24 protein-coding genes are annotated in these 23,469 nt (G+C 30.8%); 23 read left to right on the forward strand and 1 reads right to left on the reverse strand.

Features of this window, described 5'->3' with window-relative positions:
* The first annotated feature begins 6 nt into the window (after positions 1 to 6).
* From N524_RS0104010 to holA, 14 genes are all read left to right on the forward strand, one after another.
* A complete protein-coding gene (locus N524_RS0104010; protein ID WP_029055718.1) occupies positions 7 to 1,242 on the forward strand; it encodes an NRAMP family divalent metal transporter in 1,236 nt (411 codons plus the stop codon).
* Between the two features lie 196 nt (positions 1,243 to 1,438).
* Positions 1,439 to 2,125 (forward strand): 5'-methylthioadenosine/adenosylhomocysteine nucleosidase, encoded by a 687-nt coding sequence (locus tag N524_RS0104015; RefSeq protein WP_017637094.1) that lies wholly within the window; start codon positions 1,439 to 1,441, stop codon positions 2,123 to 2,125.
* Between the two features lie 24 nt (positions 2,126 to 2,149).
* Positions 2,150 to 2,677, forward strand: coding sequence for a YqeG family HAD IIIA-type phosphatase (locus N524_RS0104020; protein WP_029055719.1), 528 nt, complete (start codon positions 2,150 to 2,152; stop codon positions 2,675 to 2,677).
* Positions 2,678 to 3,778 carry a ribosome biogenesis GTPase YqeH gene (gene yqeH / locus N524_RS0104025; protein WP_029055720.1) on the forward strand — a complete coding sequence of 367 codons (1,101 nt, stop codon included), beginning with the start codon at positions 2,678 to 2,680 and terminating at the stop codon, positions 3,776 to 3,778. It begins immediately after the preceding gene.
* 12 nt (positions 3,779 to 3,790) lie between these two features.
* On the forward strand, positions 3,791 to 4,597 hold the full coding sequence (gene aroE, locus N524_RS0104030; RefSeq protein WP_029055721.1) for a shikimate dehydrogenase: 807 nt from the start codon (positions 3,791 to 3,793) through the stop codon (positions 4,595 to 4,597).
* Between the two features lie 2 nt (positions 4,598 to 4,599).
* Entirely contained in the window at positions 4,600 to 4,890 is a 291-nt protein-coding gene (gene yhbY / locus N524_RS0104035) for a ribosome assembly RNA-binding protein YhbY (protein WP_017637098.1), read from the forward strand.
* Positions 4,890 to 5,462 (forward strand): nicotinate-nucleotide adenylyltransferase, encoded by a 573-nt coding sequence (locus tag N524_RS0104040; protein ID WP_029055722.1) that lies wholly within the window; start codon positions 4,890 to 4,892, stop codon positions 5,460 to 5,462. Before yhbY ends, N524_RS0104040 begins: the two co-directional genes overlap by 1 nt.
* Positions 5,452 to 6,036, forward strand: coding sequence for a bis(5'-nucleosyl)-tetraphosphatase (symmetrical) YqeK (gene yqeK, locus N524_RS0104045; protein WP_017637100.1), 585 nt, complete (start codon positions 5,452 to 5,454; stop codon positions 6,034 to 6,036). The genes N524_RS0104040 and yqeK overlap by 11 nt, the downstream gene beginning before the upstream one ends.
* The gene (gene rsfS, locus N524_RS0104050; protein WP_029055723.1) at positions 6,037 to 6,390 is read left to right on the forward strand and encodes a ribosome silencing factor; all 354 of its coding nucleotides are present in this window, start codon (positions 6,037 to 6,039) and stop codon (positions 6,388 to 6,390) included.
* A 2-nt stretch (positions 6,391 to 6,392) separates the two neighbouring features.
* Entirely contained in the window at positions 6,393 to 7,112 is a 720-nt protein-coding gene (locus N524_RS0104055) for a class I SAM-dependent DNA methyltransferase (RefSeq protein ID WP_017637102.1), read from the forward strand.
* A gap of 53 nt (positions 7,113 to 7,165) precedes the next feature.
* Positions 7,166 to 7,843: a helix-hairpin-helix domain-containing protein gene (locus N524_RS0104060; protein WP_029055724.1), complete on the forward strand. Its 678-nt coding sequence runs from the start codon at positions 7,166 to 7,168 to the stop codon at positions 7,841 to 7,843.
* An 84-nt stretch (positions 7,844 to 7,927) separates the two neighbouring features.
* Positions 7,928 to 8,389 carry a ComE operon protein 2 gene (locus N524_RS0104065; RefSeq protein WP_029055725.1) on the forward strand — a complete coding sequence of 154 codons (462 nt, stop codon included), beginning with the start codon at positions 7,928 to 7,930 and terminating at the stop codon, positions 8,387 to 8,389.
* A gap of 350 nt (positions 8,390 to 8,739) precedes the next feature.
* Complete coding sequence (locus tag N524_RS0104070; RefSeq protein ID WP_231460184.1) at positions 8,740 to 10,581, forward strand: DNA internalization-related competence protein ComEC/Rec2; 1,842 nt, start codon at positions 8,740 to 8,742, stop codon at positions 10,579 to 10,581.
* Positions 10,582 to 10,651: 70 nt separating this feature from the next.
* Positions 10,652 to 11,626: a DNA polymerase III subunit delta gene (gene holA / locus N524_RS0104075; RefSeq protein WP_029055727.1), complete on the forward strand. Its 975-nt coding sequence runs from the start codon at positions 10,652 to 10,654 to the stop codon at positions 11,624 to 11,626.
* A gap of 71 nt (positions 11,627 to 11,697) precedes the next feature.
* Here the strand turns inward: holA and rpsT are convergent, their stop codons facing one another.
* Positions 11,698 to 11,949 carry a 30S ribosomal protein S20 gene (gene rpsT, locus N524_RS0104080; protein WP_002451849.1) on the reverse strand — a complete coding sequence of 84 codons (252 nt, stop codon included), beginning with the start codon at positions 11,947 to 11,949 and terminating at the stop codon, positions 11,698 to 11,700.
* A 331-nt stretch (positions 11,950 to 12,280) separates the two neighbouring features.
* Between rpsT and lepA the strand changes: the two genes are divergently transcribed.
* From lepA to mtaB, 9 genes are all read left to right on the forward strand, one after another.
* Complete coding sequence (gene lepA, locus N524_RS0104085; protein ID WP_029055728.1) at positions 12,281 to 14,104, forward strand: translation elongation factor 4; 1,824 nt, start codon at positions 12,281 to 12,283, stop codon at positions 14,102 to 14,104.
* Positions 14,105 to 14,268: 164 nt separating this feature from the next.
* Positions 14,269 to 15,402 carry a radical SAM family heme chaperone HemW gene (hemW, locus tag N524_RS0104090; RefSeq protein WP_029055729.1) on the forward strand — a complete coding sequence of 378 codons (1,134 nt, stop codon included), beginning with the start codon at positions 14,269 to 14,271 and terminating at the stop codon, positions 15,400 to 15,402.
* 101 nt (positions 15,403 to 15,503) lie between these two features.
* The gene (gene hrcA, locus N524_RS0104095) at positions 15,504 to 16,481 is read left to right on the forward strand and encodes a heat-inducible transcriptional repressor HrcA (protein ID WP_029055730.1); all 978 of its coding nucleotides are present in this window, start codon (positions 15,504 to 15,506) and stop codon (positions 16,479 to 16,481) included.
* A 30-nt stretch (positions 16,482 to 16,511) separates the two neighbouring features.
* Positions 16,512 to 17,162, forward strand: coding sequence for a nucleotide exchange factor GrpE (gene grpE, locus N524_RS0104100; RefSeq protein WP_017636288.1), 651 nt, complete (start codon positions 16,512 to 16,514; stop codon positions 17,160 to 17,162).
* A gap of 53 nt (positions 17,163 to 17,215) precedes the next feature.
* The gene (dnaK, locus tag N524_RS0104105; protein ID WP_017636287.1) at positions 17,216 to 19,051 is read left to right on the forward strand and encodes a molecular chaperone DnaK; all 1,836 of its coding nucleotides are present in this window, start codon (positions 17,216 to 17,218) and stop codon (positions 19,049 to 19,051) included.
* Positions 19,052 to 19,192: 141 nt separating this feature from the next.
* Positions 19,193 to 20,329: a molecular chaperone DnaJ gene (gene dnaJ, locus N524_RS0104110; protein ID WP_029055731.1), complete on the forward strand. Its 1,137-nt coding sequence runs from the start codon at positions 19,193 to 19,195 to the stop codon at positions 20,327 to 20,329.
* 5 nt (positions 20,330 to 20,334) lie between these two features.
* Positions 20,335 to 21,273, forward strand: a complete 939-nt coding sequence (gene prmA, locus N524_RS0104115) for a 50S ribosomal protein L11 methyltransferase (RefSeq protein WP_017636285.1) — start codon at positions 20,335 to 20,337, stop codon at positions 21,271 to 21,273.
* Between the two features lies 1 nt (position 21,274).
* Positions 21,275 to 22,027, forward strand: coding sequence for a 16S rRNA (uracil(1498)-N(3))-methyltransferase (locus N524_RS0104120; RefSeq protein ID WP_029055732.1), 753 nt, complete (start codon positions 21,275 to 21,277; stop codon positions 22,025 to 22,027).
* Between the two features lie 5 nt (positions 22,028 to 22,032).
* Entirely contained in the window at positions 22,033 to 23,379 is a 1,347-nt protein-coding gene (gene mtaB, locus N524_RS0104125) for a tRNA (N(6)-L-threonylcarbamoyladenosine(37)-C(2))-methylthiotransferase MtaB (protein ID WP_017636283.1), read from the forward strand.
* Positions 23,380 to 23,469 lie beyond the last annotated feature (90 nt).

The following is a 23,469-nucleotide window of genomic DNA, read 5'->3' on the forward strand; positions in this document are numbered from 1 at the left end:
TTTTAGATGGGAGAAAAACTATCATCAAATCACAATGGGAAAGCTAAATTTACTAGAAATCATAAAAGGTTGTTATTAGGATCTGTATTTTTGATGGCTACATCAGCTATCGGTCCAGCATTTTTAACACAAACAGCAGTATTTACTGCACAATTTTATGCTAGTTTTGCATTTGCTATTCTCATTTCTATAATTATTGATATTGGAGCTCAAATAAATATTTGGCGTGTACTTGTTGTAACTGGTTTAAGAGGCCAAGAAGTATCTAATAGGATACTGCCTGGTCTTGGAACAGTAGTCTCGATTTTAATTGCATTTGGGGGCTTAGCATTTAATATAGGTAATATAGCCGGAGCAGGTCTTGGACTAAATGCGATGTTTGGTATAGATGTAAAATGGGGTGCTGCGATAACTGCTATTTTTGCTATCTTAATATTTGTTAGTAAAAGTGGTCAAAAAATTATGGATGTTGTGTCTATGATTTTAGGAGTTGTTATGATTCTTGTTGTAGCCTATGTCATGGTAGTGTCCAATCCACCTTATGGTGATGCACTAGTACATACATTTGCTCCTGAACATCCAATTAAGTTGATTTTACCAATTATCACACTTGTAGGTGGTACTGTTGGTGGTTACATAACTTTTGCTGGTGCCCATAGAATTTTAGATTCTGGCATAAAAGGTAAAGACTTTTTGCCGTTTGTGAATCATTCAGCTATTGCAGGTATTTTAACTACTGGTGTGATGCGTACTTTACTATTCTTGGCAGTTTTAGGTGTTGTTGTAACTGGTGTTACATTAAGTTCTGAGAATCCACCAGCTTCAGTGTTCGAACATGCGATTGGACCAATTGGTAAGAACATTTTTGGACTCGTTATTTTTGCAGCAGCAATGTCCTCTGTTATTGGATCAGCTTATACAAGCGCAACGTTCTTAAAGACAATGCATAAATCTTTGTTCAATAAAAATAATTTAATCGTTATTTCATTTATCGTTATTTCAACTTTAATCTTCTTGTTTATTGGTAAACCAGTTAGCTTATTAATCATAGCAGGCGTAATAAACGGTTGGATTTTACCGATTACATTAAGTGTAATTTTAATAGCGAGTAGAAAGAAATCGATTGTTGGTGATTATAAACACCCTACTTGGATGTTAGTGTTCGGAATTATTGCAGTATTAGTAACTATCTTAACTGGCATCTTCTCATTGCAAGATTTAGCTAGTTTGTGGAAAGGCTAAGATTGTAATATTAAATTAAGATAATAAATATGCGTTAATATTATTCATTTAGTTAATAAATGTGTAGTATTAACGCTTTTTTTATAACTTAAAACATACGATTATATATTAGTTAAATACTAACCTATTGTCGTTGAAAGCTATAAAATGTGATAGAATAACAAATGCTAGTATAATAAGATAAGGTGGGACAATAATGATAGGTATTATTGGTGCAATGGAAGAAGAAGTTGCCATTTTAAAAGATAAATTAGTGAATTTAAGCGAAATTAATGTAGCTCATGTTAAATTCTATAAAGGTGAACTTAATCAAAAAGAAGTAGTCATTACTCAAAGTGGTATTGGTAAAGTTAATGCAGCTATTTCTACAACATTACTAATCGAAAAATTCAATCCAAAATACATCCTAAATACAGGTTCAGCCGGAGCACTAGATGAAAACTTATCTATAGGAGACGTATTAATCAGTGATAATGTAGCTTACCATGATGCAGATGCTACAGCATTTGGCTATGCATTGGGTCAAATCCCACAAATGCCAGAAAAATATGAAGCAAATCAAAATTTAATAAATGAAACAAGTGAAGTTGTAAAACAACAAAATTTAAATGCTAAAGTTGGGCTTATTGTAAGTGGTGATAGTTTCATAGGAAGTGCAGAACAAAGAAAAACGATAAAAACTCAATTTAGCGACGCAATGGCTGTAGAAATGGAAGCAACTGCTATCGCTCAAACATGTTATCAATTTAAAGTTCCATTCATCATTACGAGAGCTGTCTCTGATTTAGCTAATGGCGAAGCAGATATGACATTCGAGGAATTTTTAGGAAAAGCAGCTGTTTCATCTAGTGAAATGGTAGAATTATTAGTCGGAAAATTATAATTAAAGAGTAAAGGTGACAATTCAATGGGTATTATTAAACATTATTTTATGCCTAATGCATATGTAAAGTCAGTATTCGAAATCAATGTTGATAAATTGGCTGAAACTGGTGTAAAAGGTATTATCACAGATTTAGATAACACACTTGTAGGTTGGGATGTTGTCGCGCCTACTGAACAAATTAAACAATGGTTTAAAGAAGCAAGAGAAAAAGGCATACAAATCACAATTGTTTCAAACAATAATGAACAACGTGTAGGTGAATTTTCAAAAGATTTAAATGTAGATTTCATTTGTAAAGCTAGAAAACCGATGGGTAAAGCATTTAAAAAAGCAATTAAACAAATGAGCATCAAACCTAGTGAAACAGTGGTAGTTGGTGACCAAATGTTAACAGATGTTTTTGGTGGTAATCGCAATGGTTTATATACGATTATGGTTGTACCTGTTAAACGTACTGACGGGTTTATTACCAAGTTTAATCGCTTAATTGAAAGAAGATTATTAAATCACTTCAGGAAAAAAGGTTATATTAAATGGGAGGAAAATTGATTGAGTGATGAATTGAAATGTATAGGTTGCGGCGCACCATTGCAATCAGAAGATAAAAACGCACCAGGTTATGTACCGGAACATAATATGTTTAGAGAAGATGTTATTTGTAGAAGATGTTTTCGATTAAAAAATTATAATGAAGTACAAGATGTAGGACTTGATAGCGAAGATTTTTTAAATTTACTTTCTGGATTATCAGATAAAAGCGGTATCGTTGTTAATGTCGTAGATGTATTTGATTTTGAAGGTTCATTTATTAATGCAGTTAAACGCATTGTTGGTAATAAAAAAGTTATTTTAGTAGCTAACAAGATGGACTTACTTCCAAAACAAATTAACAAACGTCGTGTAAAAGAATGGTTGAAACGTTCTGCTAAGAAATACGGTCTTGATTCTGAAGACGTTGTACTCATTTCAGCTGAAAAAGGACAGGGTATTGAAGATCTATTATATTCAATCAATAAACATCGTCAACAGGAAGATGTCTATATTGTAGGTACAACTAACGTAGGTAAATCAACATTAATTAATAAATTGATAGAGCTTAGTGTAGGTGAAAAAGATGTTGTCACAACGTCTAGATTCCCAGGAACTACATTAGATATGATAGATATTCCATTAGATGAAAAATCATTTATGTTTGATACACCTGGTATTATTCAATCACATCAAATGACTCACTTTGTCACAGAAAAAGAATTAAAATTAATTATGCCTAAAAAGGAAATCAAACAAAGAGTATATCAACTAAATGAAGGACAAACATTATTCTTTGGTGGTTTAGCTCGAATTGATTATGTTTCAGGTGGAAAAAGACCATTGATATGTTTCTTTTCAAATGAATTAAATATTCATAGAACTAAAACAGAAAAAGCCAATGATTTATGGAAAAATCATATTGGAGATTTGTTAACACCACCTCATGATCCTAATCAATTTAATATGAGTGAAATGAAAGCTGTTCGATTAGAAACAGGCAAAGAAAAACGAGACGTAATGATTTCTGGACTAGGATTTATTACAATTGATGCTGGTGCAAAAGTTATTGTTAGAGTACCTAAAAATGTAGATGTCATTTTAAGAAATTCGATATTATAAGGAGGGATAAACGTGAAATTTGCAGTAATTGGACATCCAATTTCACACTCTTTATCACCACTTATGCATACTGATAATTTTGCATCTTTGGGTTTGAATTATACTTATGAAGCAATTGATATACCTGAAGATCAATTTCATAACATTAAAGAAATAATTAAAGAAAGAAAATTAGATGGATTTAATGTTACGATCCCACATAAAGAACGTATTATTCCATTTTTAGATGAAATAGATTCACAATCTACAACTGTTGGTGCTGTTAATACAGTAATGGTACGTGACGGTAAATGGATTGGATACAATACAGATGGGATAGGTTATGTTACTGGCTTGCGTCAAGTTTATAATGATTTAGAAAATGCATATATATTAATTTTAGGCGCTGGTGGAGCTAGTAAGGGTATAGCAAATGAATTAACTAAATTTGTTCAACCGAAATTAACGATTGCTAACCGTTCGATGAAACGATTTGAGTCATGGCATTTAAATGTTAATCAGATAACTCTAGAACAGGCTGAATCCCACTTAGATGAGTTCGATATTATTATTAATACAACACCTGCTGGTATGGATAATAATCAAGAATTACCCATCAGTCTCAAGAATTTAAACACAGACACCTTAGTAAGTGATATCGTATATATTCCGTATAAAACACCAATTTTACTAGAAGCGGAAAATAAAGGTAATCCGATTTATAATGGATTAGACATGTTTGTATATCAAGGCGCTGAAAGTTTCAAAATATGGACTGGATACCAAGCCGATATTAAAATGATGAAACAATCAGTAATAGATAAATTAAAAGGAGTTTAATTATGTTAACTGGAAAACAAAAAAGATATTTACGTAGTTTAGCACATAATACTGATCCAACCTTCCAAATTGGTAAGGGTGGTATAAATGAAAATATGATTAACCAAATTGACGATACTTTAGAGAATCGCGAATTAATTAAGATACACGTATTACAAAATAATTTTGATGATAAATCAGAACTTGCTACTGCATTAAGTGATGCTACGAATAGTGAAGTTGTTCAAATCATAGGGTCTATGATTGTTTTATACAGAGAATCAAAGGATAATAAAGAAATTACGTTACCATAATGAAAAAGAAAATTATTTTATATGGTGGACAATTTAACCCGATTCATATCGCTCATATGATGGTAGCTAGTGAAGTGTATCATGTCATCAAGCCAGATGAATTTTATTTTTTACCAAGTTATATGTCTCCTTTAAAAGAACATTCTGATTTCCTAGAAGCACCACAACGCATTAAAATGATAGAGTTAGCAATTGCTACTTTAGGTTTTGGTAAAATTAGTGAAGAAGAAATAGAAAGAAAAGGGCAAAGCTATACTTATGATACGTTATCATCATTAATAAAGTCACATCCTAATAGTGAATTCTACTTCATTATAGGCACTGATCAATACGATCAATTAGATAAATGGTACAATGTTGATGAATTAAAGAAATTGATTACATTTATAGTGGTTAATAGAGAGAAAGATGTACAGTCTGTTGAAGAAGGTATGATATCTATCACTATTCCTAGAATGGATATTAGTTCTTCAATGATACGTGAACGTGTTAAAGCGAAACAGTCTATTCAAATATTAGTTCCTCAAAGCGTTGAACATTATATTCGAGAGGAAGGATTATATGAAAATTGAAAATGCTATAGAGTTAGTCAAAGAGAAATTGCCAGAAAAGCGATTTAAACATTCACTTAGAGTAGCAGAGACAGCTGTAAAATTAGCAGAAATCTATGATGGCGATAAAGATAAAGCTGAACTAGCTGGTGTACTTCATGATTATTGTAAATATGATGATTTAAGTACTATGTATCAAACAGTGAGACAGTATGATTTAGAATCTGATTTATTGAGTTATGGTGGAGAAATTTTGCATGGACCGGTTTGTTCAGCAATAATGGAAAATGACTTTGATGTCAAAGATGAAGAAGTTTTGTTAGCTATTAAATATCATACAACTGGTCGTCAACAAATGACAAAAACAGAAAAACTAGTATTTATAGCTGACTATATAGAGCCTGGTCGTAAGACTCCAGGAGTTGAAGAAATCAGAGATATGGCATACAATCAAGGTAGCTTAGATAAAACAATTTATGAAATTTCTAAGCGTACAGTACTATTTTTAATTCAAAAAGATATTACAGTTTACGGTGCTACGATTGCTTGTCTAAATTATTATAACTATAGTGATGAAAGAATAAAGGATGATTAAATGAATTCAGACAAATTGTTAAACATTGCTGTTGATGCAGCAGAGAACAAAAAAGCAGAAGATATTATTTCTCTTAATATGCAAGGTATCAGTGATATGACAGATTATTTTGTTGTATGTCATGGTAATAATGAACGTCAAGTTCAGTCAATTGCTAGAGCTGTAAAAGAAGCAGTTCATGAACATGATATCGATGTTAAACGAATGGAAGGTTATCAAGATGCAAGATGGGTTCTAATTGACCTTGCCAATGTAGTTGTTCATATCTTCCATAAAGATGAACGATCTTATTATAATATTGAGAAATTATATCAAGATGCTCCAATCGAATCATACGGACAGGTTGTTTACTAATTATGTCTCAATATGAAGAAATGAGTTTGGTTTATGATCAACTCACACAAGATCAACCTTATGAATCATGGTTTGATATAGTTCAATTTTATGCTAATCATCATGCCGATATCCTTGATATTGGATGTGGTACAGGTACATTAACATGTATGTTAAATGATTTAGGAAATGTTAGTGGCATGGATATTAGTCCGGATATGCTTTCCATTGCCTCTCAAAAATCTAATCAAATCAATTGGTTAGAAGGAGACATGACGAATTTTCAATTAGATCATCAATTTGATATTGTTACTATTTTTTGTGATTCATTAAACTATTTACCTACATTAGACAATGTTGAAGATACTTTTAAATGTGTTTATAACCATTTGAAAGATAACGGTTTGTTAATATTTGATGTACATACCGTTGCTAAAATGACTACATTATTTAGTGACCAAAGTTATATAGATGAAGCAGAACATTTATTTTTAGGATGGGATGCTCTAAAAGGCGCGGAACCATTAAGCGTTATTCATCAAATGTCATTTTTTATTGAAAGAGAAAATGGTTTATATCAAAGATTTGACGAAGAACATTATCAACGTACATTTGAAAAAGATGTATATACTCAATTATTGGAAAAATGTGGATTAACTTTAGTCAAAACGTTTACAGATTTCAATATGAATCAAGATGATGAACAGGCAGATCGATTATTTTTTGTAGCTCAAAAACATTAAATATAAAGTAAAATCACGCTGACATACGTTAATTAGTATGAAGGGGTGATTTTTTGCTTTCTAAATTAACACAATTAATAAAGATTTTGACACCGTATCAACTATATATTGGAATTGGAATAGCAATTATTTTTATAGCAGTTTTATCTTATTCTATGAATCATAATGAAGACAAAAGTCAACAAACATATGTTGAATCAAATACAGATAGTTATAGTAATAAAACAGATAAAAAAGAAACTTTATCTAAACGTCATCAAGGCGAAACTAAAGATTCTGATGCAAAAAAGGAAAATAAAGTTATATACGTTGACATAAAGGGGGCAGTAAAGCATCCCAATGTATATAAAATGAACAGTTCTGATAGAATCATTGACTTGTTAAAGAAAGTCCAATTAAGTAATAATGCTGATACTAAACAAATTAATTTATCAGAAAAATTAATAGACCAAAAGTTAATTTACATACCTGAAAAGGGAGAAAAGACTTCTCAAAATATACAAGAACAAATTACAAGTAATACGGTTGATAGTACACAATCAACTATTAATTTGAATGTAGCGACAGAAGAGCAATTATTGAAAGTTCCTGGTATAGGTCCTTCTAAAGCCAAAGAAATTATAGATTATAAAAATAAAAATGGTGCTTTTAATAGTATAGAAGATTTAAAAAACATAAAAGGATTTGGACCAAAAACATTTGAAAAATTAAAGGCTTATTTTACTGTGTAATAAGAGTTGCATTTGCATTATGATTTTAAAATGAGTAAGCTATAATTATTATTTTAATTAAGTACGATGGAGGCATAGATCATCATGGAAAGAATAAAATGGGAAGAATATTTTATGGCACAAAGCCACTTATTAGCATTAAGATCAACTTGTCAAAGATTATCAGTTGGCGCGACGATAGTTAAAGACAACCGTATTATTGCAGGCGGTTATAATGGATCCGTAGCTGGTGAAGTACATTGTATCGATGAGGGTTGTTTGATTGAAGATGGCCATTGTATAAGAACTATTCATGCTGAGATGAATGCGTTATTACAATGTGCAAAGCAAGGTGTATCGACTGAAGGTGCAACAATTTATGTCACACATTTCCCATGTCTTAATTGTACAAAATCAATCATTCAAGCAGGAATAAAGACGATTTATTACGCTGAAGATTACCATAATCACGAGTATGCCATGAAGTTACTGGATAAATCTGGAATAGAATACAAAAAAATTCCATTTTCACCAGATTATGTTGCAAAGTATTTAACTCAAGGTTAAGTTTATTGTTTTATATTGCAATATCATTTCTAGTAGGGATACTTTGGTTATTTAACAAAGTGCTCTCTACTTTTATACTTTGTATGCTAATGTTTCTATTAATAAGAAAAAATGTAATTAAGCAATATCTATTCTTGGTATGTATCTCAGTATTACTTAGTGTTTTAATGTTAAATTTAGCACTTACTAAACATAAACAAGAAATGCAAAATATTAAGAATAGTAAACATATTAATGAAGCAGTAACTTTTATTAAATTAAACAAAGAAAGTAATATCTATAAAGGACTCCTTGAATGGCATGACCACAATGTAAAGTTTTATTACAGACATCAAGGTGATTATAATCGATTGAATATTGATAATTATAGATGTGCTATAAATGGAGATTTACAGTTATTAAATTCGAATCAGCCTATAATATTTATTAAACAGATAGATTTAAATAGTTGTACACAAAATAAGAAAATTAATCCTATAGCCAAACATCAAAGTTATATTCAGAATCAAATGAGTAAAACAAAAAATGTTTATCACGATAGGTTACTAGCTTTGATTACTGGTGACACATCAACATTAAATCAATCATTTATTGACGATGTTAAAGAAATAGGAATTTATCATTTACTTGCAGTAAGTGGTTCACATGTTGCTGCAATTATTTATTTAGTACATTCCGCTTTTGTGAGATTGAACACACCATATTTATTAATTAAGCTTTTACTTCTACTTATATTACCTCTATATGCTTTTTATACTGATTTTGCTCCTAGCGCAGTTAGATCTATATTAGTCGGCATAATTTTACTCATTCTTCCTAGACAGTTTAAAAGTAAACCGTTAGATATACTCTCTTTTATTTTTATATTAATGTATTTTATCAATCCACTGATAGTTTTTGATATTGGTTTTCAGTTTAGCTTTTTTATTTCATTCTTCCTTATAATTTCTACACCATTATTAAAGGAACTTACTGGACTAAAATTATTAATGTCAGTGACAATTATAGCTCAATTAGGAGCGTCAGTAATTACTGTCTACTATTTTAATCAAATTCAATGGATAGGATTAGTTTCAAATTTAATTTTCGTTCCTTTATATAGCCTTATTATCTTTCCGCTAGCGATTATATTTTTCTTTCTTAGCCACTTCACAACCCACTTATTAATTTTAAATACAGTAATAAATTATAGTTACCGTATACATGATCTATTTCTTTCTTTATTTCTTTCATTAAAGTACATTAGAATTTTTGTTCCTGAGTTAAACACTTTCGCAATAGTGTTTTTAATAATTTCTGTGTTCATTTCATTATTTTTATTCGTTAAAAGAAATATTTTAACGTCTGTTTCGATAATTTTTCTTAGCATTATAATAATTATATATACATCGAGGCCTTCAGAAACAGAGTTAACAATGTTAGATGTTGGTCAGGGAGACAGCATTTTATTTCATACTGAGTACAATCTAAATATTATGATTGACACTGGTGGAAAACTAACTGACAGTCACACTAAATCTAATAATAATATAACCAAATATAAGATTTTACCAAGTTTAAAAGCCAAGGGGATATCTACAATTGATTATTTAATTATTACACATCCTCATTTAGACCACATGGGTGAATTATCATATTTAAGTAATCATATAAACATCAAAAATATTATTATAGAGCCATCAAGTTATCCTAAAAATGTCCTAAAAAATATTAAAAGTATTTGTCAGTTAAATGGTATCAATTTCATGGATATTACCTTACTCATTTCTTTATCTATTAAAGATGGGAAACTTGAATTTTTAGATACTTATATTCAAGAAAGCGACGATAAAAATGAACACTCAATTGTTACATTATTAAAATATAAAAATAAAACTATTTTACTTACTGGTGATATGACTATTAATAATGAGGAACTACTGTTAAATCGATATCAATTACCTAAAATAGATATTTTGAAAGTTGCGCATCATGGCAGTAAAACAAGTAATTCTGCAAATTTAATACAACACATAACTCCAAAAATCAGTCTTATATCAAGTGGTAAAGGTAATAAATATCATTTGCCAAATCAAGAAGTAATTATACGGTTACGTCAATCTGGAAGTAAAGTTTTAGATACCCAAATAAACGGGGAGATAACTGTTAAACTAGATTCAAATTTATCAATATCAACTAAGCAACAAAAATAAATTGGTAGAGGTTAGAGTTTATTACGTGATATAATTTCTTAATGTGAACTATATGGAAAGGGTGTAATGCATGTCTGACAATATCATTATGGTATATGGAGAGGTACCAGACTTAGTTGAGAAAAAGAGTTCAGAAATGATAAATAAATATTTACAATCAGAAAAAGATGACTTCAACTATGTGAAATATAATTTATATGAAACTGAAATTACACCAATCATTGAAGAAGCATTAACAATGCCATTTTTTTCAGATAAAAAGGCAATTTTAGTTCAGAATGCATATGTCTTTACGGGTGAAAAGGTTACCAAAGAATTGAATCAAAATACCGACCAATTACTTGAATTTATTGAAAAATATGATGGTGAAAACCTTATAGTTTTTGAAGTATTTCAAAATAAATTAGATGAACGAAAAAAATTAACCAAAACACTTAAGAAAAATGGACAATTAAAAAAAGTTGAACAAATGTCTGAAGAAGAAATAAAAAAATGGATTCAATCAAAATTAAATGATAATTTTAAGGACATCAAACAAGACGCACTAAATAATATGATTGAGTTAACCGGTATTAATTTCAATATTATCTCACAAGAATTAGATAAATTAATGCTATTTTTAGGTGATAGACCGACTATAAATAAAGACGATGTGAATCAAATCATTAATCGTAGTTTAGAACAAAATGTATTTCTGTTAACAGAATATATTCAAAAACGCCAAAAAAATAAAGCAATACAACTGGTCAAAGATTTAATTAATATGAAGGAAGAACCAATTAAATTATTAGCATTGATAACTAGTAATTATAGGTTATATTACCAATGTAAGATTTTAAGTCAAAAAGGATATAGTGGGCAACAAATAGCTAAAACAGTCAATGTCCATCCATATAGAGTGAAATTAGCATTGGGGCAGGTAAGACATTATCAGTTAGAAGATCTTTTAAATATTATAAATTCTTGTGCAGAAACTGATTATAAATTGAAATCTTCATATATGGATAAACAACTGATTTTAGAATTGTTTATTTTATCATTATAAGATTGATTTGTTGTTACATAAAAAAATAAAAGCTAGTTCGACCTATTAGGCGAACTAGCTTTTATTTATAATTATTTGTTAGCGCTCATCAATTGTGATTTTACGCGATCAGCTTTGTTAGAGTGGATTAAGTTGCTTTGAGCAGCTTTATCTAATTGCTTAATAGCAAAGCTTACTAATTCATTTTTGTTATCGGCATTTGTCTCAATAGCTGATTTCGCACGTTTAACTGCTGTACGCATAGTATTTTTCTTAGAAATATTACGTTCTTCAGCAGTTTGAGTTGTTTTAACACGTTTAACTGCAGATTTAATGTTTGGCATTACTGTCACCTCCTAAAAGTGAACTAACTTATCAAATTAAATTATATTTGATTACAACAAGAAATATTTTATCAAATGTACTATCTTTGTGCAATCATTTATTTAATGGCTATGCTAATAAATGAATATCACATTATAGTATTGGAATTAAGTTCATTACACTTTATAATAAAGTATGCAATATTAAACTTAAACCAATATAAGTATTAGTTTATCAAAGTAAATGGTTTATTTAAACGATTAATTAGATGTTTGCATTTACAATTTAAAAACGTTATCATATCAAAGATGTACAAATACGGGTTATAAATATGAAAGTGAGAAGGATATAATGGATAAGCAAGAACGATACAATAGAAGAGATAAGATTAGAAATTTCTCTATTATAGCTCATATAGACCACGGTAAATCTACCTTAGCTGATAGAATTCTTGAAAATACGAAATCAGTAGAAACTAGAGATATGCAAGATCAATTGTTAGATTCAATGGATTTAGAAAGAGAACGTGGTATCACAATTAAATTAAATGCTGTTAGATTAAAATACGAAGCAAAAGATGGAGAAACATATACATTCCATTTAATCGATACACCTGGACATGTCGATTTTACATATGAAGTTTCAAGATCATTGGCTGCATGTGAAGGTGCTATTTTAGTAGTCGACGCTGCACAAGGTATAGAAGCACAAACACTAGCTAATGTATACCTAGCTTTAGATAATAACTTAGAACTATTACCAGTAGTTAATAAAATTGATCTTCCAGCAGCTGAACCTGAAAGAGTTAAGCAAGAACTTGAAGATGTTATTGGTCTTGACCAAGATGATGTAGTTCTTGCAAGTGCAAAATCTAATATTGGTATTGAAGAAATTCTTGAAAAAATTGTAGAAGTTGTCCCACCACCTGAAGGAGACCCAGAAGCTCCATTAAAAGCATTAATTTTTGATTCAGAATATGATCCGTACCGCGGTGTTATTTCATCAATTAGAATTATTGATGGCGTAGTAAAAGCTGGAGATAAGATTAAAATGATGGCAACAGGTAAAGAATTTGAAGTGACTGAAGTAGGTATTAATACTCCAAAACAACTATCTGTGGACGAATTAACTGTCGGTGATGTTGGTTATATCATTGCAAGTATTAAAAATGTTGATGATTCACGTGTCGGTGATACTATTACTTTAGCGAATAGACCTGCTGAGAAACCATTACAAGGTTATAAAAAAATGAATCCAATGGTTTATTGTGGTTTATTCCCAATTGATAATAAAAATTATAATGATTTACGTGAAGCGCTTGAAAAACTACAATTAAACGATGCTTCATTAGAATTTGAACCAGAATCATCACAAGCCTTAGGTTTTGGTTATAGAACTGGATTCTTAGGTATGTTACACATGGAAATCATTCAAGAAAGAATCGAACGTGAATTTGGAATTGAATTGATTGCAACTGCTCCATCAGTAATTTATCAATGTATATTAAAAGATGGATCTGAAGTCACAGTTGATAACCCAGCACAAATGCCTGAACGTGATCGTATAGAAAAAATTTATGAACCATATGTTAGAGCAACAATGATGGTACCTAATGATTATGTGGGTGCAGTCATGGAACTATGTCAACGTAAGCGTGGCCAATTTGTTAATATGGATTACTTAGATGACATTCGAGTTAACATCGTTTATGAAATTCCTTTATCAGAAGTTGTATTTGATTTCTTTGATCAACTTAAATCTAATACTAAAGGTTATGCATCATTTGATTACGAATTTATTGAAAATAAAGAAAGTGATTTAGTTAAAATGGACATCCTACTTAATGGTGAAAAAGTAGATGCGCTTAGCTTTATAGTCCACAAAGAATTTGCATATGAACGTGGTAAATCACTAGTTGAAAAATTAAAAACATTAATCCCTAGACAACAATTCGAAGTACCTGTACAAGCTGCAATTGGTCAAAAAATAGTAGCACGTACAAACATTAAATCTATGGGTAAAAACGTATTATCTAAATGTTATGGTGGGGACATTAGTCGTAAACGTAAACTTTTAGAAAAACAAAAAGCTGGTAAAGCTAAAATGAAAGCTGTTGGTAATGTAGAGATTCCTCAAGATGCATTCTTAGCAGTACTTAAAATGGATGAAGAATAATAATGACGTTATTAAGTGTGACTTTGTATTTAAAAACACTTTTTAATTAAGATTTAAATATTTACATTTGATACGAGGTGGGACCAGAATTGATTTTTAACTTAATTCTATCCCGCCTCTAATTTTTTAATAAAAATAAAGTCATATCTTGTGGAGGAATTAAATTGACCATACAAAGTGCTTATATTCATATACCGTTTTGTGTCAGAATATGTACTTATTGTGATTTCAATAAATATTTTATTGATAAGCAACCAGTTGATGACTATTTGGATTCATTACTATTAGAAATGGAAAGACGTACTAAACATTCAAATACCAATTTAAAAACGATGTATGTTGGTGGAGGTACGCCAACTGCATTGAATATAGATCAACTTACAAAATTATTATCAGGAATCAATAATCTATTTAATATTGAAGGCGAATACAGCTTTGAGGCAAATCCAGATGAACTTACATTTGAGAAAGTGAAATTACTAAAATCTTATGGTGTAAATCGCATATCAATGGGTGTACAAACGTTCAAACCAGAACTACTAAATATTTTAGGAAGAACACATAAAACCGAAGATATTTATAATGCAGTTAAAAATGCTAGAGATGCTGGTATAGAATCTATTAGTTTAGATTTAATGTATCATTTACCACAACAAACTCTTCAAGATTTTGAAAATAGTTTAGATTTAGCAATGCAAATGGATATTGATCATATATCTAGTTATGGACTCATACTAGAACCCAAAACCCAATTTTATAATATGTATAGGAAAGGTCATCTCAAACTACCTAACGAAGATTTAGGTGCAGAAATGTATCAATTATTAATGCATAAAATTGAAAATTCAAGATTCCATCAATATGAGATTTCAAATTTTGCTATTGAAGGACACGAATCTGAACATAATAAAGTTTATTGGTTAAATGAGGAATATTATGGTTTCGGTGCGGGTGCAAGTGGATATACAAATGGAGTACGTTATACAAATGTTAACCCTGTCAATCATTATATTAAAGCTATTAAAAATGAAGAAGTACCTCTTCTTACTCAAACTGAACCAACTATAAATGAGCAAATGGAAGAAGAGATGTTTTTAGGACTAAGATTAAATCAAGGCGTTAGTATGACTAAATTCAATGAGAAGTTTAATACATCAATTGAAAATGTATTTGGTCAAACTATTAATGATTTAAAAAATAGAAAATTGATTGAGAAAAAATCAGATTATATTTATCTTACGGAGAGAGGTAAAGTCATTGGTAACGAGGTTTTTGAAGCATTTTTATTAAATATCTAAAATAAATTTAAATTTCTAACGCTTTAACGTTGACTTACTTTGACCAATTTGATAAATTATAATTAGCACTTAACAGAAAAGAGTGCTAATGAGGTGAAAACATGATAACAGATAGACAATTAAGCATTCTTAATGCAATTGTTGAAGATTATGTTGATTATGGACAACCCATTGGTTCTAAAACTTTAATTGATCGTCACGACTTAAATGTAAGTCCAGCGACAATTCGGAATGAAATGAAACAACTGGAAGATATGGATTTCATTGAAAAGGTTCATACATCTTCAGGAAGGTCACCATCCGAATTAGGTTTTAGATACTATGTAAATCAATTATTAGAACAAACATCTCATCAAAACTCAAACAAAATTCAACGTTTAAATCAGTTAATGATTGAGAATCATTATGATACTTCTTCTGCATTAACGTATTTTGCAAATGAACTATCTATGATGTCTCAATATGCAACGTTGGTTGTTCGTCCCAACCATAGTCAAGACATTATTAATAATATTCATTTGATTCGAGCAAATAATCATTTAATAATAATGATTTTAGTATTTTCATCAGGCTATGTTGAAAATGTGCATCTTACATCTGAATTACCTTTAACTAATGATGAATTGAATAAGATATCCAATTTCCTATCAAATCAATATAATAAGTTAATTAAAGGTCAAATTGATGAAATAGAAAGATTCGCACAAACTCAAAATGAAGCACAATTCATTAAAGAATTAGTTAAAATGATGAATTTACACATTTCCAATCAAAGTAATAGCATTTACATGGGTGGAAAGGTTAAACTGATTGATGCATTGAATGAATCTAATGTATCTTCTATTCAACCAATTTTGCAGTATATCGAATCAAATAGAATTATTGAATTATTAGATGATATATCCAATTCTCAAATCAATGTAAAAATTGGTAAAGAAATAGATGAAAATTTAAGTGATATATCAATAGTATCAACACAGTATCACTTTGATGAGAAACTCAAAGGTCAAATTGCGGTTATTGGACCAACTGCGATGCATTATCAAAATGTAATTCAATTACTTAACCGAATTTGGTAACGTAATTAGAATTGTATTGGAGGGCACAAAATGACAGAAAAAGATGAATCAGTGAAACAAAATACTGAAACAGAAACAGACAACCAAACAACAGATACACAATCTGAAGAAACAGCGACTTCAGTTGATAACACTGAATCTAATAATACGCAAGATGTAGAAACGCAAGAAGAATCAAACAATGAAACAGTTTCTTCTGAAGAAACTGATAATGAAAGCATTGATCCAAAAGATCAAGAAATTAATGACTTACAAAAATTAGCAAATGACAACGAAGAGAAATATTTAAGATTATATGCTGAATTTGAAAACTATAAACGTAGAATTCAGAACGAAAATAAAATCAATAAAATGTATCAATCTCAAGGTGTACTAACAGATATTTTACCAACTATTGACAATATAGAACGTGCACTACAAATTGAAGGTGAAGATGAATCATTTAAATCACTTCAAAAAGGCGTTCAAATGGTTCATGAAAGTCTGTTAAGAGCCTTAAAAGACAATGGTCTTGAAGAAATTGAATCTGAAGGGCAAGAATTTGACCCTAATGTACACCAGGCAGTAGTTCAAGACGACAATCCTGAATATGGTTCAGGTATTATCACCCAAGAACTACAAAAAGGGTACAAATTAAAAGATAGAGTGTTAAGACCATCAATGGTTAAAGTAAACCAATAATATTGGCGAAAAAACATTGAAAATATAAATATAACAATTGGAGGAATTTTATTATGAGTAAAGTAATCGGTATTGACTTAGGAACAACAAACTCTTGTGTAGCAGTATTAGAAGGTGACGAACCAAAAGTTATTCAAAACCCTGAAGGTGCTCGTACAACACCATCTGTTGTGGCTTTTAAAAATGGTGAAACACAAGTCGGCGAAGTAGCTAAACGACAAGCTATTACTAATCCAAATACTGTACAATCTATCAAACGTCATATGGGTACAGATTACAAAGTAGATATAGAAGGTAAATCATACACACCACAAGAAATTTCAGCAATGGTATTACAAAACTTAAAAAACACTGCTGAAAGCTATTTAGGTGATAAAGTAGATAAAGCTGTTATCACAGTACCTGCATACTTCAATGACGCTGAACGTCAAGCAACTAAAGATGCTGGTAAAATTGCTGGTTTAGAAGTAGAACGTATTATCAATGAACCAACAGCTGCTGCATTAGCTTATGGTTTAGATAAAACTGAACAAGATCAAAAAGTATTAGTATTCGACTTAGGTGGCGGTACTTTCGACGTTTCAATCTTAGAATTAGGTGACGGCGTATTTGAAGTACTTTCAACTGCAGGTGACAACAAATTAGGTGGGGATGACTTTGACCAAGTAATCATTGACCACTTAGTATCAGAATTCAAAAAAGAAAACGGTGTAGATTTATCACAAGATAAAATGGCTTTACAACGTCTTAAAGACGCTGCTGAAAAAGCTAAAAAAGACTTATCTGGTGTATCTCAAACTCAAATCTCATTACCATTCATCTCTGCTGGTGAAAGTGGTCCATTACACTTAGAAATCAACTTAACTCGTTCTAAATTTGAAGAGTTAGCAGATTCATTAATCAAACGTACAATGGAACCAACTCGTCAAGCAATGAAAGATGCTGGATTATCAAACTCAGATATTGATGAAGTCATCTTAGTTGGTGGTTCAACACGTATTCCAGCAGTTCAAGATGCTGTTAAAAAAGAAATCGGTAAAGATCCACATAAAGGTGTAAACCCAGACGAAGTAGTAGCAATGGGTGCAGCAATTCAAGGTGGCGTAATCACTGGTGATGTTAAAGACGTTGTACTATTAGACGTAACACCATTATCATTAGGTATTGAAATCATGGGTGGACGTATGAATACGTTAATCGAACGTAATACTACTATCCCAACTTCAAAATCACAAGTATACTCTACAGCAGCTGATAATCAACCAGCAGTAGATATTCATGTATTACAAGGTGAACGTCCTATGGCTTCAGATAACAAAACATTAGGTCGTTTCCAATTAACAGACATTCCACCAGCTCCACGTGGTGTACCTCAAATTGAAGTAACATTCGATATTGATAAAAATGGTATTGTAAATGTTACTGCAAAAGACCTTGGTACTAATAAAGAACAAAATATTACTATCCAATCAAGCTCTTCATTATCAGACGATGAAATCGATCGTATGGTAAAAGACGCTGAAGAAAATGCTGAAGCTGATAAAAAACGTCGTGAAGAAGTAGACTTAAGAAACGAAGCAGATAGCCTAGTATTCCAAGTTGAAAAAACTATTAACGACTTAGGTGAAAATATCGGTGAAGAAGATAAGAAAAATGCTGAAGACAAAAAAGAAGCATTAAAATCTGCTCTTGAAGGCGAAGATGTTGAAGACATTAAAGCTAAAAAAGAAGAACTTGAAAAAGTTGTTCAAGACTTATCAGCAAAAGTTTACCAACAAGCTCAACAAGCACAACAACAAGCTCAAGGTGAATCTGGTGAACAAAATCAAGATAGCACTGTAGAAGATGCTGAATTTAAAGAAGTTAAAGACGACGAAGATAAAAAATAATATTTAAGTCGAACTAATCAACTTCAATTAAAGCTATTTTAAAAAAGTCAAAGTCAATTGTACATTGGCTTTGGCTTTTTATTTGGATAGTTGTTATGAATTAGTTAAACTTATCTTGTTAGTAAAAAAGGAGAGGTTACTGTGGCCAAAAGAGATTATTATGAAGTCTTAGGGGTAAGTAAAAGTGCTTCTAAAGACGAAATTAAAAAAGCTTACAGAAAATTATCAAAAAAATATCACCCTGATATAAATAAAGAAGAAGGCGCAGATGAAAAATTCAAAGAAATATCTGAAGCCTACGAAGTTTTAAGTGATGATAACAAACGAGCAAATTACGATCAATTTGGACATGATGGTCCACAAGGTGGTTTCGGCAGCCAAGGATTTGGCGGCGGTGACTTTGGTGGATTCAGTGGCGGCGGTTTCGAAGATATATTTAGTTCATTCTTCGGAGGTGCCTCTAGACAAAGAGATCCAAATGCACCACGCAAAGGTGACGACTTGCAATATACTATGACGATCACATTTGATGAAGCAGTTTTCGGTGGTAAGAAAGAGATTTCAATTCGTAAAGATGTAACTTGTCATACATGTGATGGTGAGGGTGCTAAACCTGGTACTAAGAAAAAAACATGTAGCTATTGTAACGGAGCAGGTTCTGTTTCAGTTGAACAAAATACGATCTTAGGAAGAGTTAGAACTGAACAAGTTTGCCCTAAATGTGAAGGTAGTGGACAAGAATTTGAAGAGCCATGTCCAACTTGTCACGGTAAAGGTACTGAAAATAAAACAGTTAAATTAGAAGTTACTATTCCAGAAGGTGTCGATAATGAACAACAAATTCGTTTAGCTGGCGAAGGTTCACCAGGTGTAAACGGAGGACCAAGTGGAGACTTATATGTTGTATTCAGAGTTAAACCTTCTGAAGTGTTTAAACGTGATGGAGACGACATTTACTATGATTTAAATATTAGTTTCCCTCAAGCAGCACTAGGTGACGAAGTGAAAATACCAACTTTAAATAGTAACGTTGTATTAACTATTCCTTCTGGAACTCAAACAGGTAAACAATTCCGCCTTAAAGATAAAGGTATTAAAAATGTTCATGGTTATGGACACGGTGATTTATTTGTAAACATTAAAGTGCTTACACCAACTAAAATGACTGAACGACAAAAAGAAATTATGAAAGAATTTGCTGATATTAATGGTGAAGAACTAAATGAACAGCCTTCAAATTTTAAAGATAAAGCTAGAAGATTCTTCAAAGGAGAATAACAAAAATGAATTGGACGGAACTTTCGATCGTAGTTAATCATGAGGTTGAATTCTTGGTTACTGATATACTTGAGAACTACGGGTCTAACGGAGTAGTAGTAGAAGACTCAAATGATTTAATCAATCCCCCAGAAGATAAGTTCGGTGAAATTTATGAACTTAAACCTGAGGACTATCCAGAAAAGGGAGTACGTTTAAAAGCTTATTTCAATGAAGTGAATTTTAATGAGAATTTACGTACTAGTATTGAAGAAGAAATTCTAGCATTAAAAGATATAGATAAATCTATTTTTAATATAAGTGAAACTACAATTGCAGAAGAAGATTGGGAAAATGAATGGAAAAATTATTTTCATCCTTTCCGAGCATCTAATAAATTTACTATCGTTCCTAGTTGGGAAACTTACAATAAAGAATCAGATGAAGAGTTACTTATAGAATTAGATCCAGGTATGGCTTTCGGAACGGGAGACCATCCAACGACGAGTATGTGTTTAAAAGCTATTGAAACATATGTGACTCCACAACACAGTGTCATCGATGTTGGTACAGGTTCTGGAATATTAAGTATAGCTAGTCATTTGATAGGTGTTAAAAGGATAAAGGCATTAGATATTGATCAAATGGCTGTTAATGTAGCCAAAGAAAACTTTGAAAAAAACCATTGTCTAAATGAGATTGAAGCTGTTCCTGGTAATTTATTAAAAGATGAAAATGAAAAATTTGATATTGTCATTGCAAATATTTTAGCTCATATTATTGATGAAATGATTGAAGACGCTTATAATACAGTCAATGAAGAAGGTTACTTTATAACTTCAGGTATAATTGAAGAAAAATATGAAGAAATTGAAGAACATATGAAGCGTGTAGGTTTTAAAATTATTTCAGTTCAACATGACAACGGTTGGGTATGTATCGTTGGTCAGAAAGTGAGTGACTAATTTGCAAAGATATTTTATTAATCAAAACGCTGATGAAAGTCAGCGTTTTTTTATTACAGATAAAGAAGATATGCATCATATTAAAAATGTAATGCGCCATTCTGAAGGACATAAAATAGTAATCACATTTAATGATAAAAATGTTTATACGTGTAAAATAACTAATATATCTGATCAAAATATAGAGTTAGAATTAATCGAAAAGCAAGAAATTAATACTGAGTTACCGCAACATATTACTATTTGCAGTGGTTTGATTAAGGCTGATAAATATGAATGGATGATTCAAAAAGCAACTGAACTAGGTGCCAGTGAATTTTTGGCAGTAGAAATGGACCGATCTATTGTTAAATTAAACAATGCAAAAATCTCTAAAAAACTAGAACGATGGCAAAAAATAATCAAGGAAGCTGCAGAACAAAGCTATAGATTAACAATTCCTCAAATTAATTATCTATCGAATTCAAAGGCAATTTGTGATATCATAATTCAGTATGATTATGTTCTTGTTGCTTATGAAGAACAAGCCAAACATAACGAAAATAGTCATTTCAAACACATGTTAAAACAATTTAAGCCACAAGATCGTGTATTACTTATATTTGGTCCAGAAGGCGGACTTTCTGATGAAGAAGTGTCAATGTTAAAATCAAATTCACAGTTAGTTGGTGTAGGACCAAGAATTTTACGGGCAGAAACAGCGCCACTATATGCATTGAGCGCGTTAAGTTATGAAAAAGAATTAATGGGGTGAACAATATGTCAACAGTTGCGTTTCACACTTTAGGTTGTAAAGTTAACCACTATGAAACTGAAGCAATTTGGCAATTATTTAAAGAAGCAGATTACGAAAGAGTAGATTTTGAAACAAATGCAGATGTATTTGTTATTAATACTTGTACTGTAACGAATACCGGAGATAAAAAAAGTAGACAAATTATAAGAAGAGCAATCAGAAAAAATCCTGATGCTGTAGTATGTGTAACTGGTTGTTATGCACAAACATCTTCTGCTGAAATTATGGAAATTCCAGGTGTAGATGTAGTCGTAGGTACACAAGACCGTCATAAATTACTTGATTACATTGATGAATTCCAAAAAGAACGTCAACCAATTAATGGTGTTGGTAATATTATGAAAAATCGTAAATATGAAGAGTTAGATGTGCCATACTTTACAGATAGAACAAGAGCATCATTAAAAATTCAAGAGGGATGTAATAATTTCTGTACATTCTGTATTATTCCATGGGCTCGTGGATTAATGAGATCTAGAGATCCTGAAAAAGTAGTGGAACAAGCGACTACTTTAGTTAACTCTGGTTATAAAGAAATCGTATTAACTGGTATTCACACAGGCGGATATGGACAAGATTTAAAAAATTATAATTTAGCTCAATTATTAAGAGATTTAGATCAAGTTGATGGTTTAGAGCGTATTCGTATTTCATCAATTGAAGCAAGTCAATTAACTGATGAAGTAATCAGTGTTCTTGAAAGCTCAAATAAGATTGTAAGACATTTACATGTACCTTTACAATCTGGATCAGATACAGTGTTAAAACGTATGAGACGTAAATATACAATGGAACACTTCTCAGAAAGAATTACTAAATTACATCAAGCTTTACCAGATGTAGCTATTACTAGTGACGTTATCGTTGGTTTCCCTGGCGAAACAGAAGAAGAATTCCAAGAAACATACGACTTTATTGTGAAGCATAAATTCTCAGAATTACATGTTTTCCCATATTCATCTCGTATTGGTACTCCAGCTGCAAGAATGGACGACCAAATCGATGAAGAAATCAAAAATGAACGTGTGCATAAATTAATTGAATTAAGTAATCAATTAGCTAAAGAATATGCATCTAAATTTGAAGATGAAGTACTTGAAGTCATTCCTGAGGAAAGTGGAGAAACACCAAACACTTTAGTTGGATATGCTGATAATTACATGAAAGTTGAATTTGAAGGCAATGAAGATTTAATAGGTCAAATTGTGAAAGTTAAAATTCAAAAAGCCAATTATCCTATAAATAAAGGTAAAGCTATTCGTATTGTTGATCATGCTACAAATAAATCTGAACAAGAAGTACTTGTTTAATTATTTTAAAAATATAAATATTAGTAATTGACCGGATATTACAGATATATTATACTAATAAAAGCATAGTTTTACTATGCGATTGAATAT

This window comes from Staphylococcus sp. URHA0057 (assembly GCF_000620265.1).
Taxonomy (GTDB): Bacteria; Bacillota; Bacilli; order Staphylococcales; family Staphylococcaceae; genus Staphylococcus; species Staphylococcus pasteuri.

Excerpts from the sequence above, each read along its gene's own strand:
- N524_RS0104010 (WP_029055718.1), top strand. The coding sequence starts at position 7 with ATGGGAGAAAAACTATCATCAAATCACAATGGGAAAGCTAAATTTACT.
- N524_RS0104015 (WP_017637094.1), top strand. The coding sequence starts at position 1,439 with ATGATAGGTATTATTGGTGCAATGGAAGAAGAAGTTGCCATTTTAAAA.
- N524_RS0104020 (WP_029055719.1), top strand. The coding sequence starts at position 2,150 with ATGGGTATTATTAAACATTATTTTATGCCTAATGCATATGTAAAGTCA.
- yhbY (WP_017637098.1), top strand. The coding sequence starts at position 4,600 with ATGTTAACTGGAAAACAAAAAAGATATTTACGTAGTTTAGCACATAAT.
- N524_RS0104040 (WP_029055722.1), top strand. The coding sequence starts at position 4,890 with ATGAAAAAGAAAATTATTTTATATGGTGGACAATTTAACCCGATTCAT.
- yqeK (WP_017637100.1), top strand. The coding sequence starts at position 5,452 with ATGAAAATTGAAAATGCTATAGAGTTAGTCAAAGAGAAATTGCCAGAA.
- rsfS (WP_029055723.1), top strand. The coding sequence starts at position 6,037 with ATGAATTCAGACAAATTGTTAAACATTGCTGTTGATGCAGCAGAGAAC.
- N524_RS0104055 (WP_017637102.1), top strand. The coding sequence starts at position 6,393 with ATGTCTCAATATGAAGAAATGAGTTTGGTTTATGATCAACTCACACAA.
- N524_RS0104065 (WP_029055725.1), top strand. The coding sequence starts at position 7,928 with ATGGAAAGAATAAAATGGGAAGAATATTTTATGGCACAAAGCCACTTA.
- holA (WP_029055727.1), top strand. The coding sequence starts at position 10,652 with ATGTCTGACAATATCATTATGGTATATGGAGAGGTACCAGACTTAGTT.
- rpsT (WP_002451849.1), bottom strand. The coding sequence starts at position 11,949 with ATGCCAAACATTAAATCTGCAGTTAAACGTGTTAAAACAACTCAAACT.
- lepA (WP_029055728.1), top strand. The coding sequence starts at position 12,281 with ATGGATAAGCAAGAACGATACAATAGAAGAGATAAGATTAGAAATTTC.
- hrcA (WP_029055730.1), top strand. The coding sequence starts at position 15,504 with ATGATAACAGATAGACAATTAAGCATTCTTAATGCAATTGTTGAAGAT.
- grpE (WP_017636288.1), top strand. The coding sequence starts at position 16,512 with ATGACAGAAAAAGATGAATCAGTGAAACAAAATACTGAAACAGAAACA.
- dnaK (WP_017636287.1), top strand. The coding sequence starts at position 17,216 with ATGAGTAAAGTAATCGGTATTGACTTAGGAACAACAAACTCTTGTGTA.
- prmA (WP_017636285.1), top strand. The coding sequence starts at position 20,335 with ATGAATTGGACGGAACTTTCGATCGTAGTTAATCATGAGGTTGAATTC.
- mtaB (WP_017636283.1), top strand. The coding sequence starts at position 22,033 with ATGTCAACAGTTGCGTTTCACACTTTAGGTTGTAAAGTTAACCACTAT.